Below are 19231 nucleotides of genomic sequence, written 5' to 3'. Positions count from 1 at the left end.
GAAACCATTAAGGAGCAAATACCATGACTGATTATTTTGCCGTGCAGCTGCCGCCGGAGCAGATCCGCAGCATCAGCTCCATCGGCCTGGCCCATATAGGCGACGCGGTGTATGAGCTGCTGGTGCGCACCTGGCTGTGCGCTGGGGGCAAGGCCACGGGAAAGGGCCTGCACCGGGCCGCGGTGGCCCTGGTGTGCGCCCCCCGGCAGGCGGAGCTGGCGGAGAAAATTCTCCCCCTGCTGACCCAGGAGGAGCAGGACGTGTTCCGCCGGGGCCGCAACGCCAACGTCCATTCCATCCCGGCCCATGCCAGCCGGGCCCAGTATCAGCAGGCCACGGCCCTGGAGGCTCTGCTGGGCTATCTGTATCTCCAGGGGCGGCGGGACCGGGCCAACGAGCTGTTCTGCCGGATGATGGAGGGGGAGTAATATGCCGCTGGACGCCATTTGCCTGAGTGCCGTGGTCCGGGAGACCGCCGCCCAGGCGGAAAACACCCGCATAGAGAAGATTCAGCAGCCCGCCCGGGACCAGGTGGTGCTGCTGCTGCGGGGCGGGCGGCGGCTGCTGCTGTGCGCCGGAGCCACCCAGCCCCGGCTGCACCTGACGGAGCAGCTGCGGGACAATCCCTCCCAGCCGCCCATGTTCTGTATGCTGCTGCGCAAGCACCTGGCAGGAGGGCGCATTTTGTCCGTTGTCCAGGAGCCCCTGGAGCGGGTGGTGACCCTGACCATCCAGGCCGCCGACGAGCTGGGGGAGCAGCGCCAGTGGCGTCTGATCCTGGAGGCCATGCCCCGGCACGCCAATCTCATCCTGGTGGACCACCAGGGCCGGATCACCGACTGCCTGCGGCGGGTGGACTTCGAGATGTCCCAGCAGCGGCAGGTGCTGCCAGGCCTGTTCTATCATCTGCCGCCCCGGCAGGAAAAGCGCTCGCCGCTGGAGATCACACGGGAGGAATTTCTGGAACTGCTGTCCGCCCTGCCGGAGGATACGCCTCTGGACGGGTGGCTGCTGGACACCTTCACGGCCCTGCCGCCGCTGATGGCCCGGGAGCTGGTCTGCGCCGCATACGGTGAGACAGACGCCCGTTTGTCCCGGGACAGGGGCGAAAAATTGTGGGACAGCCTTGGGACATGGCGGGACAGAATTGCCGGCGGCGGCTTTGTGCCCACCCTGCTGCGCCGGGCCGGCCGGCCGGCGGATTTTACCTATTGTCCCATCACCCAATACGGCCCGGCCATGGAGCAGGAGACCTTCGATTCCTTCGGCCGGCTGCTGGATGAATTTTATGAGGGCCGGGACCAGGCGGACCGGGTCCGGCAGAAGGGCCAGGACCTGATGAAGTCCGCCACGGCAGCCCGGGACCGGGTGCGCCGGAAGCTGGCGGCCCAGGAGAAGGAGCTGGCCGCCACCCGGGACCGGGAGCGGCTGCGCATCTGCGGCGAGCTGATCACCGCCAACCTCTACCGCATGGAGCGGGGCATGAACCGCCTGACGGCAGAAAATTACTATGAGGACGGTTGCCCACCAATGGACATCCCGCTGGATGTGCGGCTGGGGCCCCAGGAAAACGCCGCCCGGTATTTCAAGCAGTATGCCAAGGCCAAGACCGCCGAAAAAATTCTGACGGAGCAGCTGGAAAAGGGCCGGGAGGAGCTGACGTACCTGGAGAGCGTGGTGCAGGAGCTGTCCCAGGCGGAGGCGGAGCAGGATTTCAACGACATCCGCGCTGAGTTGGAGAGCGGCGGTTATCTGAAAAACCGGGGCAAAAAGCAGCCGGGCTTTCAGCGGGCCTCCAAACCCAGGCAGTTTGTGTCCTCCGCCGGACTGCGGATCCTGGTGGGACGCAGCAACCGGCAGAACGACCGGCTCACCGCCAAGGAGGCCGACCGGAGGGATATCTGGCTCCACACCCAGAAGATCCACGGCTCCCATGTGATTCTGTGCACCGGGGGCCAGGAGCCGGACGAGACCAGCCTGTATGAGGCGGCGTGCCTGGCGGCGTACTATTCCCAGGGCCGGGAGGCTGGGAAGGTGCCGGTGGATTACACCCCGGTGCGGTATGTGAAAAAGCCCGCCGGGGCCAGGCCGGGCATGGTGGTGTACACCACCTATCAGACCATGCTGGCCGTTCCGGACGGCCAGCTGGTGAAGAAGCTGGCAGGAAAATAAAATGTGAGATAAAGCTCAGCCCCCGCAGGCATTTGCCTGCGGGGGCTGGTTTTGCCTATGGGGTTAAGGGGGGAACCGTCCTTACCGGTTGGGCAGGGACTTCACGGTGACGGTGGTGTGGGCCACCAGCTTGTTCCCGGAATAGATGTGGATGAAGTAGGTGCCGGTGGTGTTGTGGCGGGTCAGGTCAGCCGCAGCCACCCAGGCGCCGCCGATGTTCTCGCCCTTGTACCAGACCAGATCATCCTGGCCGCCGGCGCTGCTCCACACGGCGAAGCGGATGCTGCTGTAGCCGGTGGCGCTGTAGAGCCGCAGCTTCATCCAGGCGAAGTCGTCGGTGACGATGGCCTGGGCGCTCTGCTGAGGCGGCATACCGTAGACATTGGCGGTGGTGTGGGCCACCAGCTTGCCGTCGGCATAGACGTGGATGAAGTAGCCGCCCAGGGTCTTGTGGTTCAGCAGCTTCACACCGGCGGACCAGGTGCTGCCGGTGAGGCGGCCATCGTACCAGACCAGGTCGTCCTGACCGTTGGCGCTGCTCCACACGGCGAAGCGGACCTTGCCATACTTGGCGGTGGTGGTCAGGGCCAGCTCCATGGCGGCGTTATCGGCGGAGACGGCAGCCGTCAGGCCGGGCTTGACGCCGGGGGCGGGAGCGGGCAGGCTCTTGACCTGGGCAGTGGTGTGAGCCACCAGCTTGTTGCCGCTGTAGACATGGATGAAGTAGGTGCCGGTGGTGTTGTGGCGGGCCAGATCCACGTCATAGGTCCAGCTGCCGCTGCCGCCGTTCTTGGCGGTGTACCAAACCAGGTCGTCCTGGCCGCCGGCGCTGCTCCACACGGCGAAGCGGACGCCGCTGTAGCTGTGGGCGGTATCCAGCCGGATGGACATGGTGCGGCAGTTGTCGGACACCTGGGCCGTGACGGTGTCGGGAGCCGGGAGCTTCGCCACCTGGGCGGTGGTGTGGGCCACCAGCTTGCTGCCGCTGTAGACATGGATGAAGTAGGTGCCGGTGCTGTTGTGGTTCACCAGGGGCACGTCATAGGTCCAGCTGCCGCTGCCGCCGTTCTTGGCGGTGTACCAGACCAGGTCGTCCTGGCCGCCGGCGCTGCTCCACACGGCGAAGCGGATGCCGCTGTAGCTGCGGGCGGTATCCAGCCGGATGGACATGGTGCGGCAGTTGTCGGACACCTGGGCCGTGACGGTGTCGGGAGCCGGGAGCTTCGCCACCTGGGCGGTGGTGTTGCCGATGAGCCGGTTCTGGCCGGAGTCGGAGGAGTAGGCGTGAATGAAGTAGGTGCCGGTGCTGTTGTGGTTCACCAGAGGCACGGTGCAGGTCCATTGGCCGGAGGAATTCTTCTTGGCGGTGTACCAGGTCAGGTCATCCTGGCCGTTTACGCTGCTCCACACGGCGAAGCGGACGTTGGAGTGGGCGTGGCCGTTGCCGGCGTCCATGGTCACCGTCATGGTGCGGCATTCGCTGTCCACCACGGCGGAGACGGTGTGGCGCTTGGCGGGGGTGCTGGAGGTGTGGGACGCGCCGCAGTAGCGGCAGACGTACTTCACCTGACCGGCGCTGACGCAGGTGCTGGAATCGCTGGCCACGGTGTCGGTGTGGCCCACCACGTGGGTGTTCTGGAAGGTCAGACCGTCCAGCAGCTGGCCGTGGATGCCGTGGTTATACACATGGACCAGATACCGGCCCACCACGTTGTACTTGCACATGGGGACCCGGATGGTGTAGGTGCCGTCGCCGTTGGCGGTGGCATTGTACCAGACCAGGTCGTCCTGGCCGTCCTGCTGGCTCCAGGCGGCGGCCATGATATTGCTGTAGTTCCTGCCCTGACCGGCGGGAGGCGTGATGGTGACCACGATCTCCTTCTCATCGGCGGACATACGGCCCCGCAGCAGCTGATACAGGCGGCCATCGCTGCCGAACTCGTACCAGGTCTTGCCGATCAGGCGGCGGCCGGTGTACATGACGCCGAAGTCATCGCCCAGGTCGGAGGTCTCGAAGTAATAGGTGGCGTCGCCGATGTCCTTCCAGCCGGAGGCGATGCGGCCATTCTCGAAGTACAGGGTCTTGCCGTCGTCCCGCTTGACGAAGCCCGTGGGGCCGCTGACCACCACGCCGTCGTCAAAGACGAACTGCTTGCCGTACAGGGTGACCCGGCCATCGTAGGCGATGCCGCTCTTGTCGAAGCAATACACCTCGGGGTCGATGATGAACCAGCCGGTGTGCCAGGCGTTGTGATAGCTGTACATCCGCAGGCCGGTGGCCTCGTCCCGGGCCCAGCCGGTGTAGCCGGAGTCCTTCAGCTCCACGGTCTGGCCGCAGAAGGAGCAGACCAGCTTGCCGTCACGGACGTATACGGTGTCGCCGGAGAAGTCGTGGCCCTTGTCGCGGCACACGGAGGCGGGCACCCGCATGGTGTAGGTATCCAGCAGGGACTGGGCGCCCTCGGCGCTGACGGAGTAGGTGCGGACGGTCATGGCGTCGGCGGTGGCCTCCACGGCCAGGTACAGGGAGTCATACTCCTGGGACACCTGGGCAAAGTGGAAGTCGGGGTTGTTGACGGCCTTGTACTCGGTGCTGCGGGACTTTTCGCCCAGGTCGCCGCAGATGTAGTACAGCACGCCCTTGCCGTAGGTGGCGGGCAGGCGGCCGTTCTGGGCGGCCTCGGACACGGGCTGGCCGTTCTTGAGGACCATGGTGCGGGCATAGCTGTGGTCATGGCCGGAGAACACCACATTGATGCCGGCGGCCTCAGCGGCGGCGGGGATATAGCGGTTGAAGGCCTCGCTGCTGCCGTTGGGATTGGTGTAGTACGCGGGCTGGTGGACCGCCAGCACCTTCCAGGTGCAGTCGGACTTGGCGGCGTCCTGGATCAGCCACTGGCAGGCATCCTCCAGGTTGGCGGCAAAGTTGATGACCGCCACATACACATCGCCGTACTCCACGGAGTAATACAGCCGGTCGGGCAGGGTCCACAGGCTGGCGGCGTTGCCGCCGGACAGGTCGCCGTAGTACTCATGGTTGCCCATGACCTGCACCACGGGGAGGTCGGCGTAGTTCCGGGAGAACACGTCCAGGATCTCGCTCCACTGGCCCAGGTTGCCGCCGTTGTCCACAAAGTCGCCGGTCTGGATGCCGAAGTTCATGGACTGGCCGTTGATATTGGCGGCAATGGCGTTCATCAGCCGGATCTCATCCTGATCGCTTTCGACATTGCCGGAGAGCTGGGTATCGCCGATGACGAAGAAGCGGGTGGTGTCCGCGCCGGGCTGGCTGGTGGTGAAGGTCATGTTTTCAGACCACTTGCTGCCGTCACCCACCCGATAGACGTAGGTGGTGCCGGGCTTCAGGCCGGTCAGGGACACGGTACTGACATAGACGGCGTCGCCGGAGGTGGTGAACTCCCGGAGGGTCACCTGACCCTGGGCACTGGAGGGGAAGCTGCCCTTGAAGCTGCTCTGCTGGCAGTACTGCACGGTGGCCTTGGCCTGGGCCGTCAGGGGATTGGTGACCCAGGTGATGTTCTGGCAGCTCTGGGCATTGGGGGTGGCGTTGAGCTGCACGAAGCTGGGCATACCATCGGTGCTGCCGCCGGCCCGGCGGGTGACGATGACCGTCTCAAAGGAGCGGTGATTGTCCTTCCGGGCGGTGACGCCGGTGCGGGAGCCGACGGAGAGCTTGTTGAAGTAGTCGGTGCTGACCTGGCCGGAGGCGTTGGTGGTGCCGATGCGGGTGTCGCCCACATACAGGTCCACACCGGAGGCGGCCTTGCCGTTGATGTCCTTCACATACAGCCGGGCCGCTGCCGCGCCCTCCACCATGATGTCGGAGGTGACGGTGTAGTAGCCCTGCATGGGCAGGCGCAGGCTGCCGGTGGAGGTGGTGTAGGTGACGCCGTCACAGGTGTAGGTCACGGTGACGGAGATGGGCAGGCTGTCCAGCGCCGTGGCCCCGGCGGGCATGGGCATGGTGAAGGTGAACAGGTCCTTCCCGGCAGAGCCCGTGCGGGTCATATTCACGGTGACGGTCTTTTCGGTGGTGGTGCGGCGGGCGGCAGAGCTGGAGCCCTGGAAGCCGGAGCCGTAGGCCAGGGAGGCGCAGGTGTTGAAGGCACCCTTGCCGCCGTTTTCGTCGGTGTCGAACAGGTCCACGTTGCCGTACACGATCTGGGCGGTGACGGAGTCGATCTTACCGGCGTTGGGGGAGGTGACGGACACCACGTAGTTCTCGCCCACCAGGGCATAGGACGGGGTGTCCAGGGTCACGGTGGGGATATTGGCGGTGCCCTTCACGGTGAAGGAGCGGGTGACGCTGGCCCGGTTGCCGAAGCCGTCCATGATCTCCACCTTAATGCTGTGGCGGCCATTGGGCAGTGTCACGGTGCCGGTAACGGCCTGGTCGGTGTTGGCGAAGTTCTTGATGTCCTGGCCATCGATGGTGATGACGGTGTTCTCGGCGGACACGCCGGTGCGGTTCTCACCCTGGGGATCATAATACCCGGTAAAGAATTGCAGCTCATTATCCGTCAGGACGGTGGAACCGTCCTCGGCCAGCTCCGTCAGGTCGGAATAGCCGGTGAGGGAGGAGCTGCCGCCCCGGACGGAGGTGATGACGGGGTTCTCCAGGTCATCGGCGGTGGTACCATACACCGCGCGGATGTTGTCCACATACAGGCTGCCGGCGGCCCGGGAGCCGCAGGTGATCTTGTTGCCGTCCACGTCGCCGGTGCCGCCCTCGATGATGATGGTCCACAGCAGCACCTGACCGGCAGTAATCTTCAGGGGATGATTCTCCACATCCTGGGCCTTGTCATACACGCTGCTGAGGTCTGCCTCCACATACTTCCAGCCGGTCCAGTTGATGCCGGTATACTGGGTGGTGGTGTCCACGGTCTGGCCGGCGGCGTTGACGGTGGTGGTCTTCAGGTGCAGCAGGCTGGTGGTGACATACTTTTCCCCGTTCCAGTAGGACACGCTGGTGGACAGCCAGTAGTTGGGCGTGCCCTCGGGGGCGTAGACCCACATACCCAGGGCGGTGGGCTTGCCCTCGATGACCACGTCCTCGCCGCTGTAGCGGAGATACTCGTTGGTGTTGTTGGTACCGGAGATCTTGGTATAGTCGTAATGATACTCCAGGGACTTCTGGCCGAAGCGCACGGGGCCTTCATCGGAGCCTACCCGGCGGGCGTACATATCCCACGCGCCCTCCTGGGCGGTGGCGATGGCGCCCACATAGTATTCATAGCCCATGGAGCGGAACAGGGTGGCGGGGTCCTGGGCGCAGTCCCAGCTGTAGGGTGCGCCGGCGGAGTTGCAGTCCCATTCCGCGTTGCTGCTGATAAAGTCGGGGCATGCCAGGCCGAAATCGGTAATGGGCCCGTAAGGGATGTCCAGACCGTTGGGATCCTTGCTGACCTGACCGGCCACGCCGAAGCCCGCGTCGCTGACGCCGGGCAGATTATGGGCGCTGTGACCGGAAAAGCTATTCAGGTTGCCCCACACGGCGTTGGCACCCACGTTCATGCCGGACTTGGAGCTTTCATCCTCGAAATCCAGGAGGATGGTGGGCATTTTGCCGATTTCCACGGTGACGGTGTCGGTGAGCTTCTGGCCGTTGGCCTTGGTGTAGGTGACGGTGATCTCCGCCTTGCGGGTCTGGCTGGCCTTGGCCGCCGTGTGGAGCCGGTTGTCCACGATGGTGCCGATGCCGTCGGCGGAGACACCCTCGGTCAGGGAGCGGATGCTCCAGGTGAAGTCACCGTCGTGATAGTGGATATCCCGCAGGCTGCTCTTGACGGTCAGGCCCAGGTCGCTGGTCTTTTCATAGTCCAGGGACAGGCTCTTGCCGGCGAAATACACCTGGTCGGGCTCGGCGATGGTGACGGAGGCGGAGCCAACGTCCTGCCCCTGATAGGTCAGGCGGACCCGGACCTCGCCCACATAGCCCTTGGCGGCGGTGAACACGCCGGTGGAGGCGTCGATCCGCCCGGCGGCGGGGGTGTCCAGCACCCAGGTCAGGCCGCTTTCCGGCAGGTCGGCCGCGCCGCCTGCGGAGTCAGCGCCCAGGGCCGTGAAAGCCACCTGGCTGCCGGGGGTATAAAGCTCATTCTGGGGGCTGACGGAGGCGTGGTCGAAGTCGCCGTCAAAGCGGGCGGTGGACACCACCAGCAGGGCATCGGACACGGTGCGCTCCAGGCCGTCGCTGGGGCTGTTGCGCACCAGCAGCTCGTCGGTGCCCTCATAGCGGGCGGCCACGGTGGCGGAGCCGCCGCCGTCCAGATAGATGGCGGTGACGCAGCCGGCGTCCTTCAGGAAGCTGGCCACCTCATACATGCTCATGCCGATGGACATGGGCTCCTGGCGGCCGTCGGCCTCGAAGAACACCACGGAGCCGTCGGCACGGATGCCCACGCTGTTGCGGGGCATGCGGTCGCCCTGGTCCAGGCCGGGGACGATCTGGCCGTTTTCCACCAGCATATAGGGGCCGGAAACGGCCTCCACCACGTCGGAGGTGTCGCTGCCGGCGGGGCGAATCACGGCGGAGCCGTCCTTCAGAATGGCGAAGAAGGGCTCGGCGCCGGTTTTCACCAGGTTGCCCTCCATAATGAGGTAGCCGGTGGGTGCGCCGGTCTGCATATTGTAGTAGTCGGCATTGGTGGCCAGGACCACGCGGCCCTCGGTATCCGAGGCCCGTCCGTAGGCAGCGGCCTGGGCGGTGGTCTGGGACATCTCCCATTTCAGTTTTCCGCCGTCCACCATGGCCTTGCGCTGGGCGGCGGTGCTGCCGTCATAGTAATATCCGGTGTAGCTGGCCTTCAGGGTCACGTCCTTGGACAGGTCGATCTCCGAAAGGTAGCCCACCACCTGGCTGCCGTTGACGTTGCGCATGACCACCTTTTCCAGGGTCACGCCGCTGGCCACGGCATTCTTGGTGCGGGTAATGGGGGTGAGCCCCGCGGCGTTGCCGGCCAGGGTATCCGCCTGGGGCAGCTGGGCATCGGGTTCGGCGGTGTCGGGCTGGGTCTGCTGGACGACAGCGTCCGGCTCCGGCTCCTGGAGCCCGGCGGCCCAGGCCTGGGGCATGACCAGGCTGGCAGCCATCAGCAGCGCCAGAAGCAGTGATAGTGCTCTTTTCATCTTTTTCCTCCGTTACAGTTTGATTTCCAACACTTGATCGGGGTGCTCTCTCCGGGGTGCGGTCCCTCCTTTCAGCTTACATAGGCGGTGGTGTGGGCCACCAGGTTCTGTCTGGTATTGCCGTAGACATGGATGAAGTAAGTGCCCTTGTCCCGGTGCTGGGACAGGTTCACGGTATAGGACCAGTCGCCGTTGGACTGCCTGACCGCCTGGTACCACTGCAGGTCGTCCTGGCCGTTGGCTGCGCCCCAGGTGGGGAACCAGACCTTCGTCAGATCGCTGCGGCCCGTCAGGGTCACGGTCATGTAGCGGCCGCCGTCGTGGAGGCGGGTCCATACCTGGGGGGACACCACCTGGGACACGGAGGCGGTGGTGTGGGCCACCAGGTTCTTCTTGTTGTTGCCGTAGGCGTGGAGGAAGAAGCCTCCCGCGCTCTTATGGTTGGCCAGAGGCACCCGGCAGGTCCAGGAGCCGTCCGGCTGCTTGGTGGCCTCGTACCAGCGCAGATCGTCCTGGCCGTTCACGGCGCTCCAGGTGGGGAACCAGACCTTCGTCAGGTCGCTGCGGCCCGCCAGGGTCACGTCCAGATACCGGCCATCGGCGGACAGCACCGCCTGCATGCCGGAGCGGACCGGCTGGGGGGGCTGTTCGGGCTGGGAAGGCTGGGAAGCCTGAGGTACGGTAACGGTGGTGTGGGCCACCAGATTCTTCTTGGTATTGCCGTAAGCGTGGATGAAGTAGACGCCGGTGCCGGAGTGGTCCGACAGGGCGATGCGGCAGGTCCAGGAGCCGTCGGTCTGCCTGGCGGCCTCATGCCAGCGCAGGTCGTCCTGGCCGTTGACCTGGCTCCAGGTGGGGAACCAGACCTGGGTCAGGTCGCCGCGGCCCGTCAGGGTCACGTCCAGATAGCGCCCGTCGGCGGACAGGGCGGCCTTCATCTCCGGCCCGGGGATCTTCTCCACATAGGCGGTGGTGTGGGCCACCAGGTTCTTCTTGGTGTTGCCGTAGGCGTGGATGAAATAGGTGCCGGTGCCGGAGTGGTCCGACAGGGCGATGCGGCAGGTCCAGGAGCCATCGGCCTGCCTGGAGGCCTCGTGCCAGCACAGGTCGTCCTGGCCGTTGACCTGGCTCCAGGTGGGGAACCAGACCTGGGTCAGGTCGCCGCGGCCCGTCAGGGTCACGTCCAGATACCGCCCATCGGCGGACAGGGCGGCCTTCATCTCCGGCCCGGGGATCTTCTCCACATAGGCGGTGGTGTGGGCCACCAGGTTCTTCTTGTTGTTGCCGTAGGCGTGGATGAAATAGGTGCCGGTGGTGTTGTGGCGGGACAGGGCCACGGAATAGGTCCAGGAGCCGTCGGCCTGCTTCTTGGCCTCGTACCACTGGAGGTCATCCTGGCCGTTCTTCTCGCTCCAGGTGGGGAACCAAACCTGGGTCAGGTCGCTGCCGCCGGTGAGGGTCAGGTTCAGATACCGTCCGTCGGCGGACAGGGCCGCCTTCAGGGCGGGCTTTTCCGGCTGCACCAGGTTGTCCACCACCACGGTGCCGTGGTCCAGCAGACCCTGGGGCAGGCCGTTCTGATTGTAGACATGGACCATATAGGTGCCGGTTTCCTGGTGGTTGATCAGGGGCACCTCGGCCACCCAGCGGCCATTCTGCTGCTTGGCCTGATACCAGTGCAGGTCGTTCTGGCCGTCCTGCTGGCCCCAGACGGCGAAGCGCAGGGAAGTCTGGCTGGGAGCGGAGTAGGTCAGGTACATCACCGTGCGGCTGGCGTTGAAGTAGTACCCCAGCTGCTGGGGACGCACGGTGGGGGTAAAGGCATTGGCCCGGCCGGTGAGCCAGGTGCGCACCCGGCTGATGGCCTCGTCATAGGTGGGGGCGAAGGGGGTTCCGCCGGGCTTGGGATTGGCGGCGCCCAGAGTGCTCCAGCGCAGGTAATTCAGGTCGGCGGAGACGCCGATCTCGTCCCGCAGGCCGTCCACCTGACCGGCCATGCCGGTAAGCAACGGCTTATACCGGGTGTACAGCTCCTGCACCCGCTGATAAAACGCCGGGATGTTCAGCATCTTCTTCATCAGCACAGAGGTGCTGCTGGCGTTGTAGTCGGTTACCTTTTCGTTCTTGTTGCCCATGCAGGTGTCAAAGTCCCACAGGGGGCCCACATGCAGCACATCGGACGCGCCGTCCTGATACCAGAAGAAGCTGGTGAAGAAGGACTCGCCGTTGAGAACGTACTCGTTCATCAGATAGTAGCGGGCCAGGGAGTCCACGTCGATCATTTCATTGAGCTGGCTCAGAGACAGATTCTCCCAGCCCTGGGAGGTCAGCGCCGTGGTCAGGCGGGTCATGGCCGTCTGGAAATTGGTCATGGCCTGCTGAATGTGTTCGTCGTCCTCCTCCACGATCTCCTTCAGGGCGAAGTAACTGTTCAGCCGGCCCTCGAAGAAATAGTGATCCTCGTCCGTGGCGAAGCCGTTGTCCAGCTCGAACATGGCCCCGGCGGGGTCCTGCAAATTCAGGCGGCCCTTGCCGATCTCGGCCTTTTCGCCCAGCAGGTACACGCCCAGGTACTGGCCGTCTATCCACAGGTCCACATATTGATATTCCGTCACGAAGGGGAAGTCCATCTGCTCCGCCGCGTCATACACCAGCCGGGTGCGGATCATGCTGTCGTCGGAGGCGTTGGCCAGCAGAATCCACTTCTTGGCGGCGGGCATACCCAGCACGGAGGTCTTTTTGCTGAACTTGATCTGGTAGGGCTTTTTGGCGTATTCCCGCCAGGTGGAGTTGCCCCGGCCCTTGATCTCCACGGTGCCGGTGAGGACATCGTCCCCGTCCGTCAGCACCAGGTCGTTGCCGGGATACTTCACGTCCTTGTCCTGGTGGATCTGGTCCAGGGTGGTACCGTTGAGGGTCAGCCGCAGGCTGGGCAGACTGCTCTGCCGCAGGCACACCGTCTCGGTTCTGCCGCCCTCCAGGGTCAGGGTCACCCGGTCACGGTCGGCGAAGGCCCCGGTCAGGGTGCCGCCCTCCCGGTCCAGGGCGCCGGCGGAGGCCGCCGTTACCCTGCCGCTGAAGGACAGAACCGTGTCCGCCGGGCTTTCGTCCTGGGGCAGGAACAGGTACCACACCCCGTCCTTTTCGGATTGGTACCCCTGGTTGGTCCACTGCCGGGCGTCCACGGTCCAGCAGCGGAAATCGTTGTCTCCGGCGAAGGCCGTGGCTGTCAGCAGCACCGTCAGCAGGAGGGCCGCCAGCAGCGCCCACAGCCAGGCGCCGGATTTTTGGATTGCTTTCATGCATCTTTCTCCCATCTGAAAGGATAGAGCGGCTGCGGGCAATTTTACACGATAAAGCGCCGCTGTTCCGCTAATTACACTCTATTATAACAGGTACACTGCGAAATATCAACCGCTTTTTGCTGCGTGCCCGCCAAAAATCAGGTAAATTTTTGGATGAAACGTATAAAATAAGAGCTCCCGGCGCGGCCGGAAGCTCTCATTTTATGCAATTATGGGGATACACTCAGTCCTCGCGGCTGGCCAGCACGTTCATGGAAACGGGCTCGTCGTTGGCAACGGGGGCAGACAGATTGACGCTGGAATAGCCGCCCCGCAGGTCGGAGCCATCCTCAAACGTCTTGGTGCAGCGGTCATACTCCACCTGTATCACGGAGGCGATGGTGTGGCGGCCATAGTCGTCCAGCTTGGCGTACTGGTCCAGGATCCGCTGGGTGTCCTCCGTCAGGTGGATGTTCTCCTCGCCCAGGGCGCAGATGCCCAGTGTGCGGCAAATCTGGACCACCGTGTCAAACGAAGAACCGCCGATGCCGTTGTGCAGTGCGCTGTTGATGGTGGACAGAGGAATGCCAACTGCAAAAGCAAACTGCCGGACGCTCTTGTACTGGCGGGAAATTTCGTCCCGTACGATGTTGGTAAGTTTGTCCATAATTCGACCCTCTTTACTGTAGATTCCAGAAGCAGCTTTGCTTCCGGATAAACTAATTATAACAAGCCGTACGAGAAATCGCAATAGGGAAACGTGAAAAATAATAATTTTTTTACAATCTGCCGCTATAAATAAATCCGTATGGGGGCAATTTCCTCTTTTCATTTGGGCACCTGTGTGATACACTGTACAGGATAGGGGGGAGGGCTCCTGTGAAGAAAAAGTGGTCGCCCCGGACGGCTGCGGGGCAAATCACGGTGCAGCTGGTGCGCCGGTATTATCTGCATGACGTGGGCCGGGACAGCGCGGCCCTGACCTATTATCTGCTGTTTGCGCTGTTTCCGCTGCTGGTGTTCATCAGCACCCTGCTGGGCATCCTGAAGCTGGACGTGGACAGCGTGACCCAGGTGCTGTCCCAGATCGTTCCGGCGGACGTGATGTCGGTGCTGGAGTCGTATCTTGAATATGTGTCCGCCAACGCCAGCCGCCAGCTGCTGTGGTTCAGCCTGATTTTCTCCGTCTGGTTCCCCATGCGGGCCACCAGCTGTCTGCTGCACTCCCTGCGCAAGGCCTTCGGCCTGGGTCCGCCCCGAAAAATGCTGGTCAATCAGCTGGGGATCCTGCTGTTCACCGTGTGGCTGATCCTGACCATCGGACTGACGCTGCTGCTGGTTACGGTGGGCCGCCGGGCGCTGGAGTTTCTCTCCGGCCTCATCGAGCTGCCGGCGGGGTTCATCGACCTGTGGAGCTATCTGCGGTTTATCGTTCTGGGCGTGGTGATGTTCCTGATGCTGACGGTGCTGTATATGCTGGCACGGGGACAGCGGCGGCCTTTGAAGGAAGTGGCCCCCGGGGTGGGCATCTCCCTGGCGGCGTGGATGGTCCTGTCCCTGGCCTTTTCGTATTATGTGGAGAATTTTGCCAATTATTCCGTGCTGTACGGCTCCATTGCCACGGTTGTGGTGGTGCTGCTGTGGCTCTATATGAGCGGCACGGTGCTGATTATGGGCGCGGAATACAGCGCCGTGATACTGCGCCGCAGGCGCAGCCGGCTGCCGGAGAGCAGCGGAGAGGAGCAAGCATGAAGATCATCATTGTGGGCAACGGCAAGGTGGGCTATGCCATTGCCCGGCAGCTGGCGGTGGAGTATCACGACATCACCATCGTGGACGACGACGCCGCGGCCCTGCACCGGGCCGACAGCACCCTGGACGTGATGTGCGTGGAGGGCAACGGCGCCAGCATCAGCGTGCTGGACGCGGCGGGGGTCCGCGGCGCGGACCTGGTCATCGCCGTCACCAATCTGGACGAGACGAACCTGGTGTGCTGCCTGATCGCCAAAAAGCTGGGGGCACAGCACACCATCGCCCGGGTCCGGAACCCGGAGTATCGCAGGGACGCCGGAATGCTGAAGCGGGAGATCGGCCTGGATATGCTCATCAATCCCGACCTGGGGGCGGCCCAGGAGATCGCCCGGATCCTGAGCTTCCCGGCGGCCTTCTCGGTGGAGCCCTTCGCCGGAGGGCGCATCGACATGATCGGCTTCCGGGTGACGGAGGAGGACTCCCTGGCGGGGGTTTCCCTGAACGATTTCCATCGCAACCGCCTGGCGGAGGTGCTGATCTGCGCCGCCCACCGGGGGGACGACATCATCATCCCCGACGGCTCCTTTGTGCCCCGCAGCGGGGACAAGCTGTACATGGTGGGCACCAAGGCGGAGCTGCAGAAGATGCTGCGGGGCATCGGACGCACCCTGCAGAAGGTGAAGAACGTGTCCATCCTGGGCGGCAGCCGCATCACCATGTACCTGACCTGGGAGCTGGCCCGCAGCAATACCAAGGTCCGGATCGTGGAGATGAAGCACGACAAGTGCCTGCGCCTGTCCGCCGAGCTGCCCGGGGCCATGATCATCGAGGGCGACGGCACCGATGCCGACCTGATCGAAAGCGAGAACATTTTCGAGACCGACGCCTTTGTGGCGCTGACGGACCGGGACGAGGAGAACCTGCTGATGGCGCTGACGGCCCAGCGGGCCGGGGTGCCCAAGGTGCTGACCAAGATGACCCGTCCCAACTACATGGACCTGGTGCAGGAGACGAAGCTGGGCAGCATCATCAGCCCCAAGGACCTGACCTCCAACCAGATCACCCGCTATGTCCGGGCCCTGGCTAACTCCCAGGGCAGCACCGTGGAGAGCCTTTACAAAATGCTGGACGGCTCCGTGGAGGCGTTGGAATTTACCGCCACGGCCTCCAGCCGGTCGGTGCTGGACAAGCCCCTGAAGGATCTGACCCTGAAAAAGGGCGTGCTGCTGGCGGCCATTGCCCGGGAAAACAAGATCATCATCCCCGGCGGTCTCACCACCATCCAGGAGGGGGATCATGTGGTGGTGGTCACCAAGTCCCAGGTGTTCGATGACCTGACAGACATCCTGCTGTAAGTAAATAAAACGAGCAAGCAAAAACCTCCGGCCTGGCCGGAGGTTTTTGCTTGCCGGATAGCCGAAGCATGGTCAGGGCCGCGTCTGTCTGGCGCGCCGGAGTGCCGCCAGACGGTCCCATGCCCCCATGCCCGGGCGGTAGACCAGCTCGCCGATGGCCACGCCGAGGACCGCCGCCGTTATCAGGGGAATCGCCAGCATGGCGATGTTGGACCGGGCCAATCGTTTTTGGATGGTCATGAGAACCACTCCTCCCTTATAGTCAGGCTGATTATACCACAGAATGCGGCGGCTGTGGTTAAATAATCCTTAAACAAGGTTGCTTTTCCGGACAAAAATGGTATGATAGACATGACGCGAAAGACAACGGACCGAAGTGGAGCGTAAACTATGACGGCATTTCTGCAACAATATATTTCCCCGGCGCTGCCGGTGATCCTGTGGCTGTTCCGGGGTGTGACCGCCGGGCTGGCGGTGTGGCTGCTGGTGCGGTGCTGCAAGTCCCTGTTCCGGGGCCGGGACCGGGAGAGCTGGGGCTTTGTGACCCTGTCTAACGGCGCGCGGTACGAGATGTATCACTGGGAGAACGTCATCGGCCGGGCCCGGCGGGCGGATATCCGGGTGAATTTTCCCTCCGTGTCCCGGACACACGCCATTTTGCAGCGGGACGACGGCGGGACATGGCGGGTCGACCCCATCAACCGCAGCAGCGGGGTGCTGCTGAACGGAAAGCGGACGCTGGTGCCTGCCAGTCTGAACCCCGGGGACTCCATCGCCCTGGGCGGGGTGGAGCTGTTCTTCTTCCCGTCGGAGCAGCCCCAGCACACCGGGCAGCCTAAAAAGCGGCCCAGCCCCGTGGGCAGTCTGTGGCTGCTGACGTTTATCCAGCTGCTGCTGTGGGGGCAGTTTGCCCCGGGCTTCGGGGCGGAGAACATCTATCCCGTCAGCGCGGGCTTTTTCGGCCTGTGCGGCCTGGGATGGGCGCTGTACGGCGTCAGCCGGAGGCTGCACCGGCGGCAGTTTGACCTGGAGACCCTGGCGCTGCTGCTGGCCACGGTGGGCTTTGCCATCACCGCCGCCTGGGACCCGGGCGCTCTGTACAAGCAGCTGGCGGCGGTGGCCCTGGGCATGGGCATCTACTGCGTGCTGGTGTGGCTGCTGGGGCGGCTGCAGCTGGCGGTGAAGCTGCGGTGGCCGGCGGCGGGACTGGCGGCGGCGCTGCTGGCCTTCAATGTGGTGATGGGCGAGCGGATCTTCGGAGCCAAGAACTGGATATCCGTGGGGCCCATCTCCTTCCAGCCGTCGGAGCTGGTGAAGCTGGCCTTTGTGCTGGCGGGGGCCGCCACCCTGGACCGGCTCTTTGCCAAGCGGAACCTGATCTTCACGGTGCTGTTCTCCGCCTATTGCGTGGGGTGCCTGGCGCTGATGAGCGATTTCGGCACGGCGCTGGTATTCTTTGTGGCATTCCTGTGCATCGCCTTTCTGCGGACCGGCGACCTGGCCTCCATCGTGATGATGACGGCGGCGGCGGGCTTCGCCGGGGGGCTGGTGCTGCACTTCAAGCCGTATGTGGCCCAGCGGTTCACCGTCTGGCGGCACGCCTGGGAATTTACCCAGACCACCAGCTATCAGCAGAGCCGCACCATGTCCGCTGCTGCGTCCGGCGGCCTGTTCGGCACGGGACCGGAGGATGCGTGGCTGAAATACGTGGGGGCGGCCAACACGGACCTGGTGTTCGGCGTGGTGAGCGAGGAGTTCGGGCTGCTGCTGGCCCTGGTGTGCGTGGGGGCGGTGATGGCCCTGGCGGTGTTTGCCCTGCGGTCCGGCGACAGTGCCCGGTCCGGCTTCTATGCCATCGCCGCCTGCGCCGCAGCGTCCATGCTGATCTTCCAGACCACCCTGAACGTGCTGGGTGCGGTGGACATCCTGCCCCTGACCGGCGTTACGTTTCCCTTTGTGTCCATGGGCGGGTCCAGCATGCTGTCCTGCTGGGGGCTGCTGGCCTATCTGAAGGCCGCCGATGTGCGGCTGCCGCCGGAGGAAAAGTCACCGGAGGACAAGCCGGAGAAGCCCGCCCCGAAGCGGGAGGGGTTCTTTGAGGATATGCCGGAGATCCCGGTGGACGAGATATTCGGGAAGGAGGGGCGGTCTTGAAACAGGTAAAGCTGCGGTCCATGCTGCTGGCGGCGCTGGTGGCGGTGCTGGCGGCGGGAGTGGTGCTGTTCTGCGTGCGCTATGTGGTGCGGGGCGGGCAATGGGCCGCCTTCCCGGCCAACGACCACGCCTATCGGGAGGGACGGCTGGCCCTGGGCCAGGTGCTGGACCGGAACGGCCTGGTGCTGTATGACGGGGCCTCCGGCAGCTGGGCGGAGGACGGCACCATTCGCCGGGCGACGCTCCACGTGGTGGGGGACCGGGACGACAACATCTCCACCTCCGCCAAGGCGGCCCTGCGGCGGCGCCTGGTGGGCTTTGACCCGCTGACGGGTACCTCCGCCGGAGGACACAAGGTATATCTGACCATTGACGCAGAGCTGAACGCTGCGGCCCTGGAGGCCCTGAACGGCCGGAAGGGGGCCGTGGCGGTGTACAACTACCGCACCGGCGACGTGCTGTGCATGGTGTCCAGCCCCACCTTTGATCCGGCGGACCCGCCGGAGATCCGGGACGGGGACAGCCGGTATGACGGCGTGTATCTGAACCGGGTGCTGTCGTCCACGTTTGCCCCGGGCTCCGTGTTCAAGCTGGTGACCACTGCTGCGGCTTTGGAGAATCTGGACGGCGCTCTGGACCGGCACTTCACCTGCACCGGGCGTCTGGAGCTGGAGGGCGGCGTTATCACCTGTCCCTATGCCCACGGGGAGATGGACCTGTATGACGCCCTGGCCCGGTCCTGCAACTGCGCCTATGCGCAGCTGGCGGTGGAGCTGGGGGGCGGCACCCTGGCCCAATACGCGGAAAAGGCCGGGCTGACCCAGGGCTTTTCCGTCAGCGGCATCAGCGCGGCGGCGGGGCAGTTCACCGCAGGGCAGGGGGCGGACCTGGGCTGGTCCGGCGTGGGCCAGTATGACGACCTGGTGAACCCCTGCGCGTTCCTGAGGCTTTTGGGCTCCCTGGCCGGGGGTAAAACGGCGGGGCCCCGGCTGGTGTATCAGGAGACCACCATGCATGGCATTCCCCTGCCGGGGGACGGCGCGCCGTCGCTGAAGGCCCCCTTTGACGCGGACACCTGCCGGGTGCTGCGGGATATGATGCGCAACAATGTGCAGCAGACCTATGGCCAGAGCATGTTCGGCTCCCTGGCGGTGTGCGCCAAGTCCGGCACCGCCGAGGCGGCTCCCGGACAGTCCCCCCATGCGTGGTTTGCCGGGTTCGTGGCGGATGAGGATCTGCCCCTGGCCTTTGTGGTGCTGGTGGAAAACGGCGGCGGCGGCGCGGATGCCGCCGGGCCCATTGCCGCCCGGCTGCTGGCACAGGCGGCGGAAACAGCGGAATAAGAAAACGAGGAGAGCGCCG

The 19231-nt window shown here is 64.4% G+C and carries 10 protein-coding genes; 6 read left to right on the top strand and 4 right to left on the bottom strand.

What is annotated here, in order from left to right:
- Window positions 1-23 precede the first annotated feature (23 nt).
- Entirely contained in the window at window positions 24-428 is a 405-nt protein-coding gene (locus LKD37_RS06570) for a Mini-ribonuclease 3 (RefSeq protein WP_302928476.1), read from the top strand.
- 1 nt (window position 429) lies between these two features.
- A complete protein-coding gene (locus tag LKD37_RS06565) occupies window positions 430-2172 on the top strand; it encodes an Rqc2 family fibronectin-binding protein (RefSeq protein ID WP_302928475.1) in 1743 nt (580 codons plus the stop codon).
- An 81-nt stretch (window positions 2173-2253) separates the two neighbouring features.
- Here the strand turns inward: LKD37_RS06565 and LKD37_RS06560 are convergent, their stop codons facing one another.
- From LKD37_RS06560 to LKD37_RS06550, 3 genes are all read right to left on the bottom strand, one after another.
- Window positions 2254-9324, bottom strand: a complete 7071-nt coding sequence (locus tag LKD37_RS06560; RefSeq protein ID WP_302928474.1) for a GBS Bsp-like repeat-containing protein — start codon at window positions 9322-9324, stop codon at window positions 2254-2256.
- 71 nt (window positions 9325-9395) lie between these two features.
- Window positions 9396-12626, bottom strand: a complete 3231-nt coding sequence (locus LKD37_RS06555) for a GBS Bsp-like repeat-containing protein (RefSeq protein WP_302928473.1) — start codon at window positions 12624-12626, stop codon at window positions 9396-9398.
- Window positions 12627-12852: 226 nt separating this feature from the next.
- The gene (locus LKD37_RS06550) at window positions 12853-13275 is read right to left on the bottom strand and encodes a hypothetical protein (protein WP_302928472.1); all 423 of its coding nucleotides are present in this window, start codon (window positions 13273-13275) and stop codon (window positions 12853-12855) included.
- Between the two features lie 212 nt (window positions 13276-13487).
- Between LKD37_RS06550 and LKD37_RS06545 the strand changes: the two genes are divergently transcribed.
- Window positions 13488-14360, top strand: coding sequence for a YihY/virulence factor BrkB family protein (locus tag LKD37_RS06545; RefSeq protein WP_302928471.1), 873 nt, complete (start codon window positions 13488-13490; stop codon window positions 14358-14360).
- Window positions 14357-15715 carry a Trk system potassium transporter TrkA gene (gene trkA, locus LKD37_RS06540; protein WP_302928470.1) on the top strand — a complete coding sequence of 453 codons (1359 nt, stop codon included), beginning with the start codon at window positions 14357-14359 and terminating at the stop codon, window positions 15713-15715. The genes LKD37_RS06545 and trkA overlap by 4 nt, the downstream gene beginning before the upstream one ends.
- Window positions 15716-15787: 72 nt before the next feature.
- On the opposite strand, the gene LKD37_RS06535 is transcribed toward trkA, so the two are convergent.
- Window positions 15788-15964, bottom strand: coding sequence for a hypothetical protein (locus tag LKD37_RS06535; protein ID WP_302928469.1), 177 nt, complete (start codon window positions 15962-15964; stop codon window positions 15788-15790).
- A 141-nt stretch (window positions 15965-16105) separates the two neighbouring features.
- On the opposite strand from LKD37_RS06535, the gene LKD37_RS06530 reads away from it, so the two are divergent.
- On the top strand, window positions 16106-17869 hold the full coding sequence (locus LKD37_RS06530; RefSeq protein WP_302928468.1) for an FtsW/RodA/SpoVE family cell cycle protein: 1764 nt from the start codon (window positions 16106-16108) through the stop codon (window positions 17867-17869).
- Window positions 17866-19212: a penicillin-binding transpeptidase domain-containing protein gene (locus LKD37_RS06525; RefSeq protein ID WP_302928467.1), complete on the top strand. Its 1347-nt coding sequence runs from the start codon at window positions 17866-17868 to the stop codon at window positions 19210-19212. Before LKD37_RS06530 ends, LKD37_RS06525 begins: the two co-directional genes overlap by 4 nt.
- Window positions 19213-19231: the final 19 nt, after the last annotated feature.

Source organism: Brotocaccenecus cirricatena (assembly GCF_020687045.1).
Lineage (GTDB): Bacteria > Bacillota > Clostridia > Oscillospirales > Oscillospiraceae > Vescimonas > Vescimonas cirricatena.
Note: the sequence above shows the minus strand (reverse complement) of the source record. Positions and strands in the feature narration are given on the sequence as shown.

Coding starts and splice junctions, on each gene's coding strand:
- trkA (WP_302928470.1), top strand. CDS start 14,357: ATGAAGATCATCATTGTGGGCAACGGCAAGGTGGGCTATGCCATTGCC.
- LKD37_RS06555 (WP_302928473.1), bottom strand. CDS start 12,626: ATGAAAGCAATCCAAAAATCCGGCGCCTGGCTGTGGGCGCTGCTGGCG.
- LKD37_RS06560 (WP_302928474.1), bottom strand. CDS start 9,324: ATGAAAAGAGCACTATCACTGCTTCTGGCGCTGCTGATGGCTGCCAGC.
- LKD37_RS06570 (WP_302928476.1), top strand. CDS start 24: ATGACTGATTATTTTGCCGTGCAGCTGCCGCCGGAGCAGATCCGCAGC.
- LKD37_RS06565 (WP_302928475.1), top strand. CDS start 430: ATGCCGCTGGACGCCATTTGCCTGAGTGCCGTGGTCCGGGAGACCGCC.
- LKD37_RS06530 (WP_302928468.1), top strand. CDS start 16,106: ATGACGGCATTTCTGCAACAATATATTTCCCCGGCGCTGCCGGTGATC.
- LKD37_RS06550 (WP_302928472.1), bottom strand. CDS start 13,275: ATGGACAAACTTACCAACATCGTACGGGACGAAATTTCCCGCCAGTAC.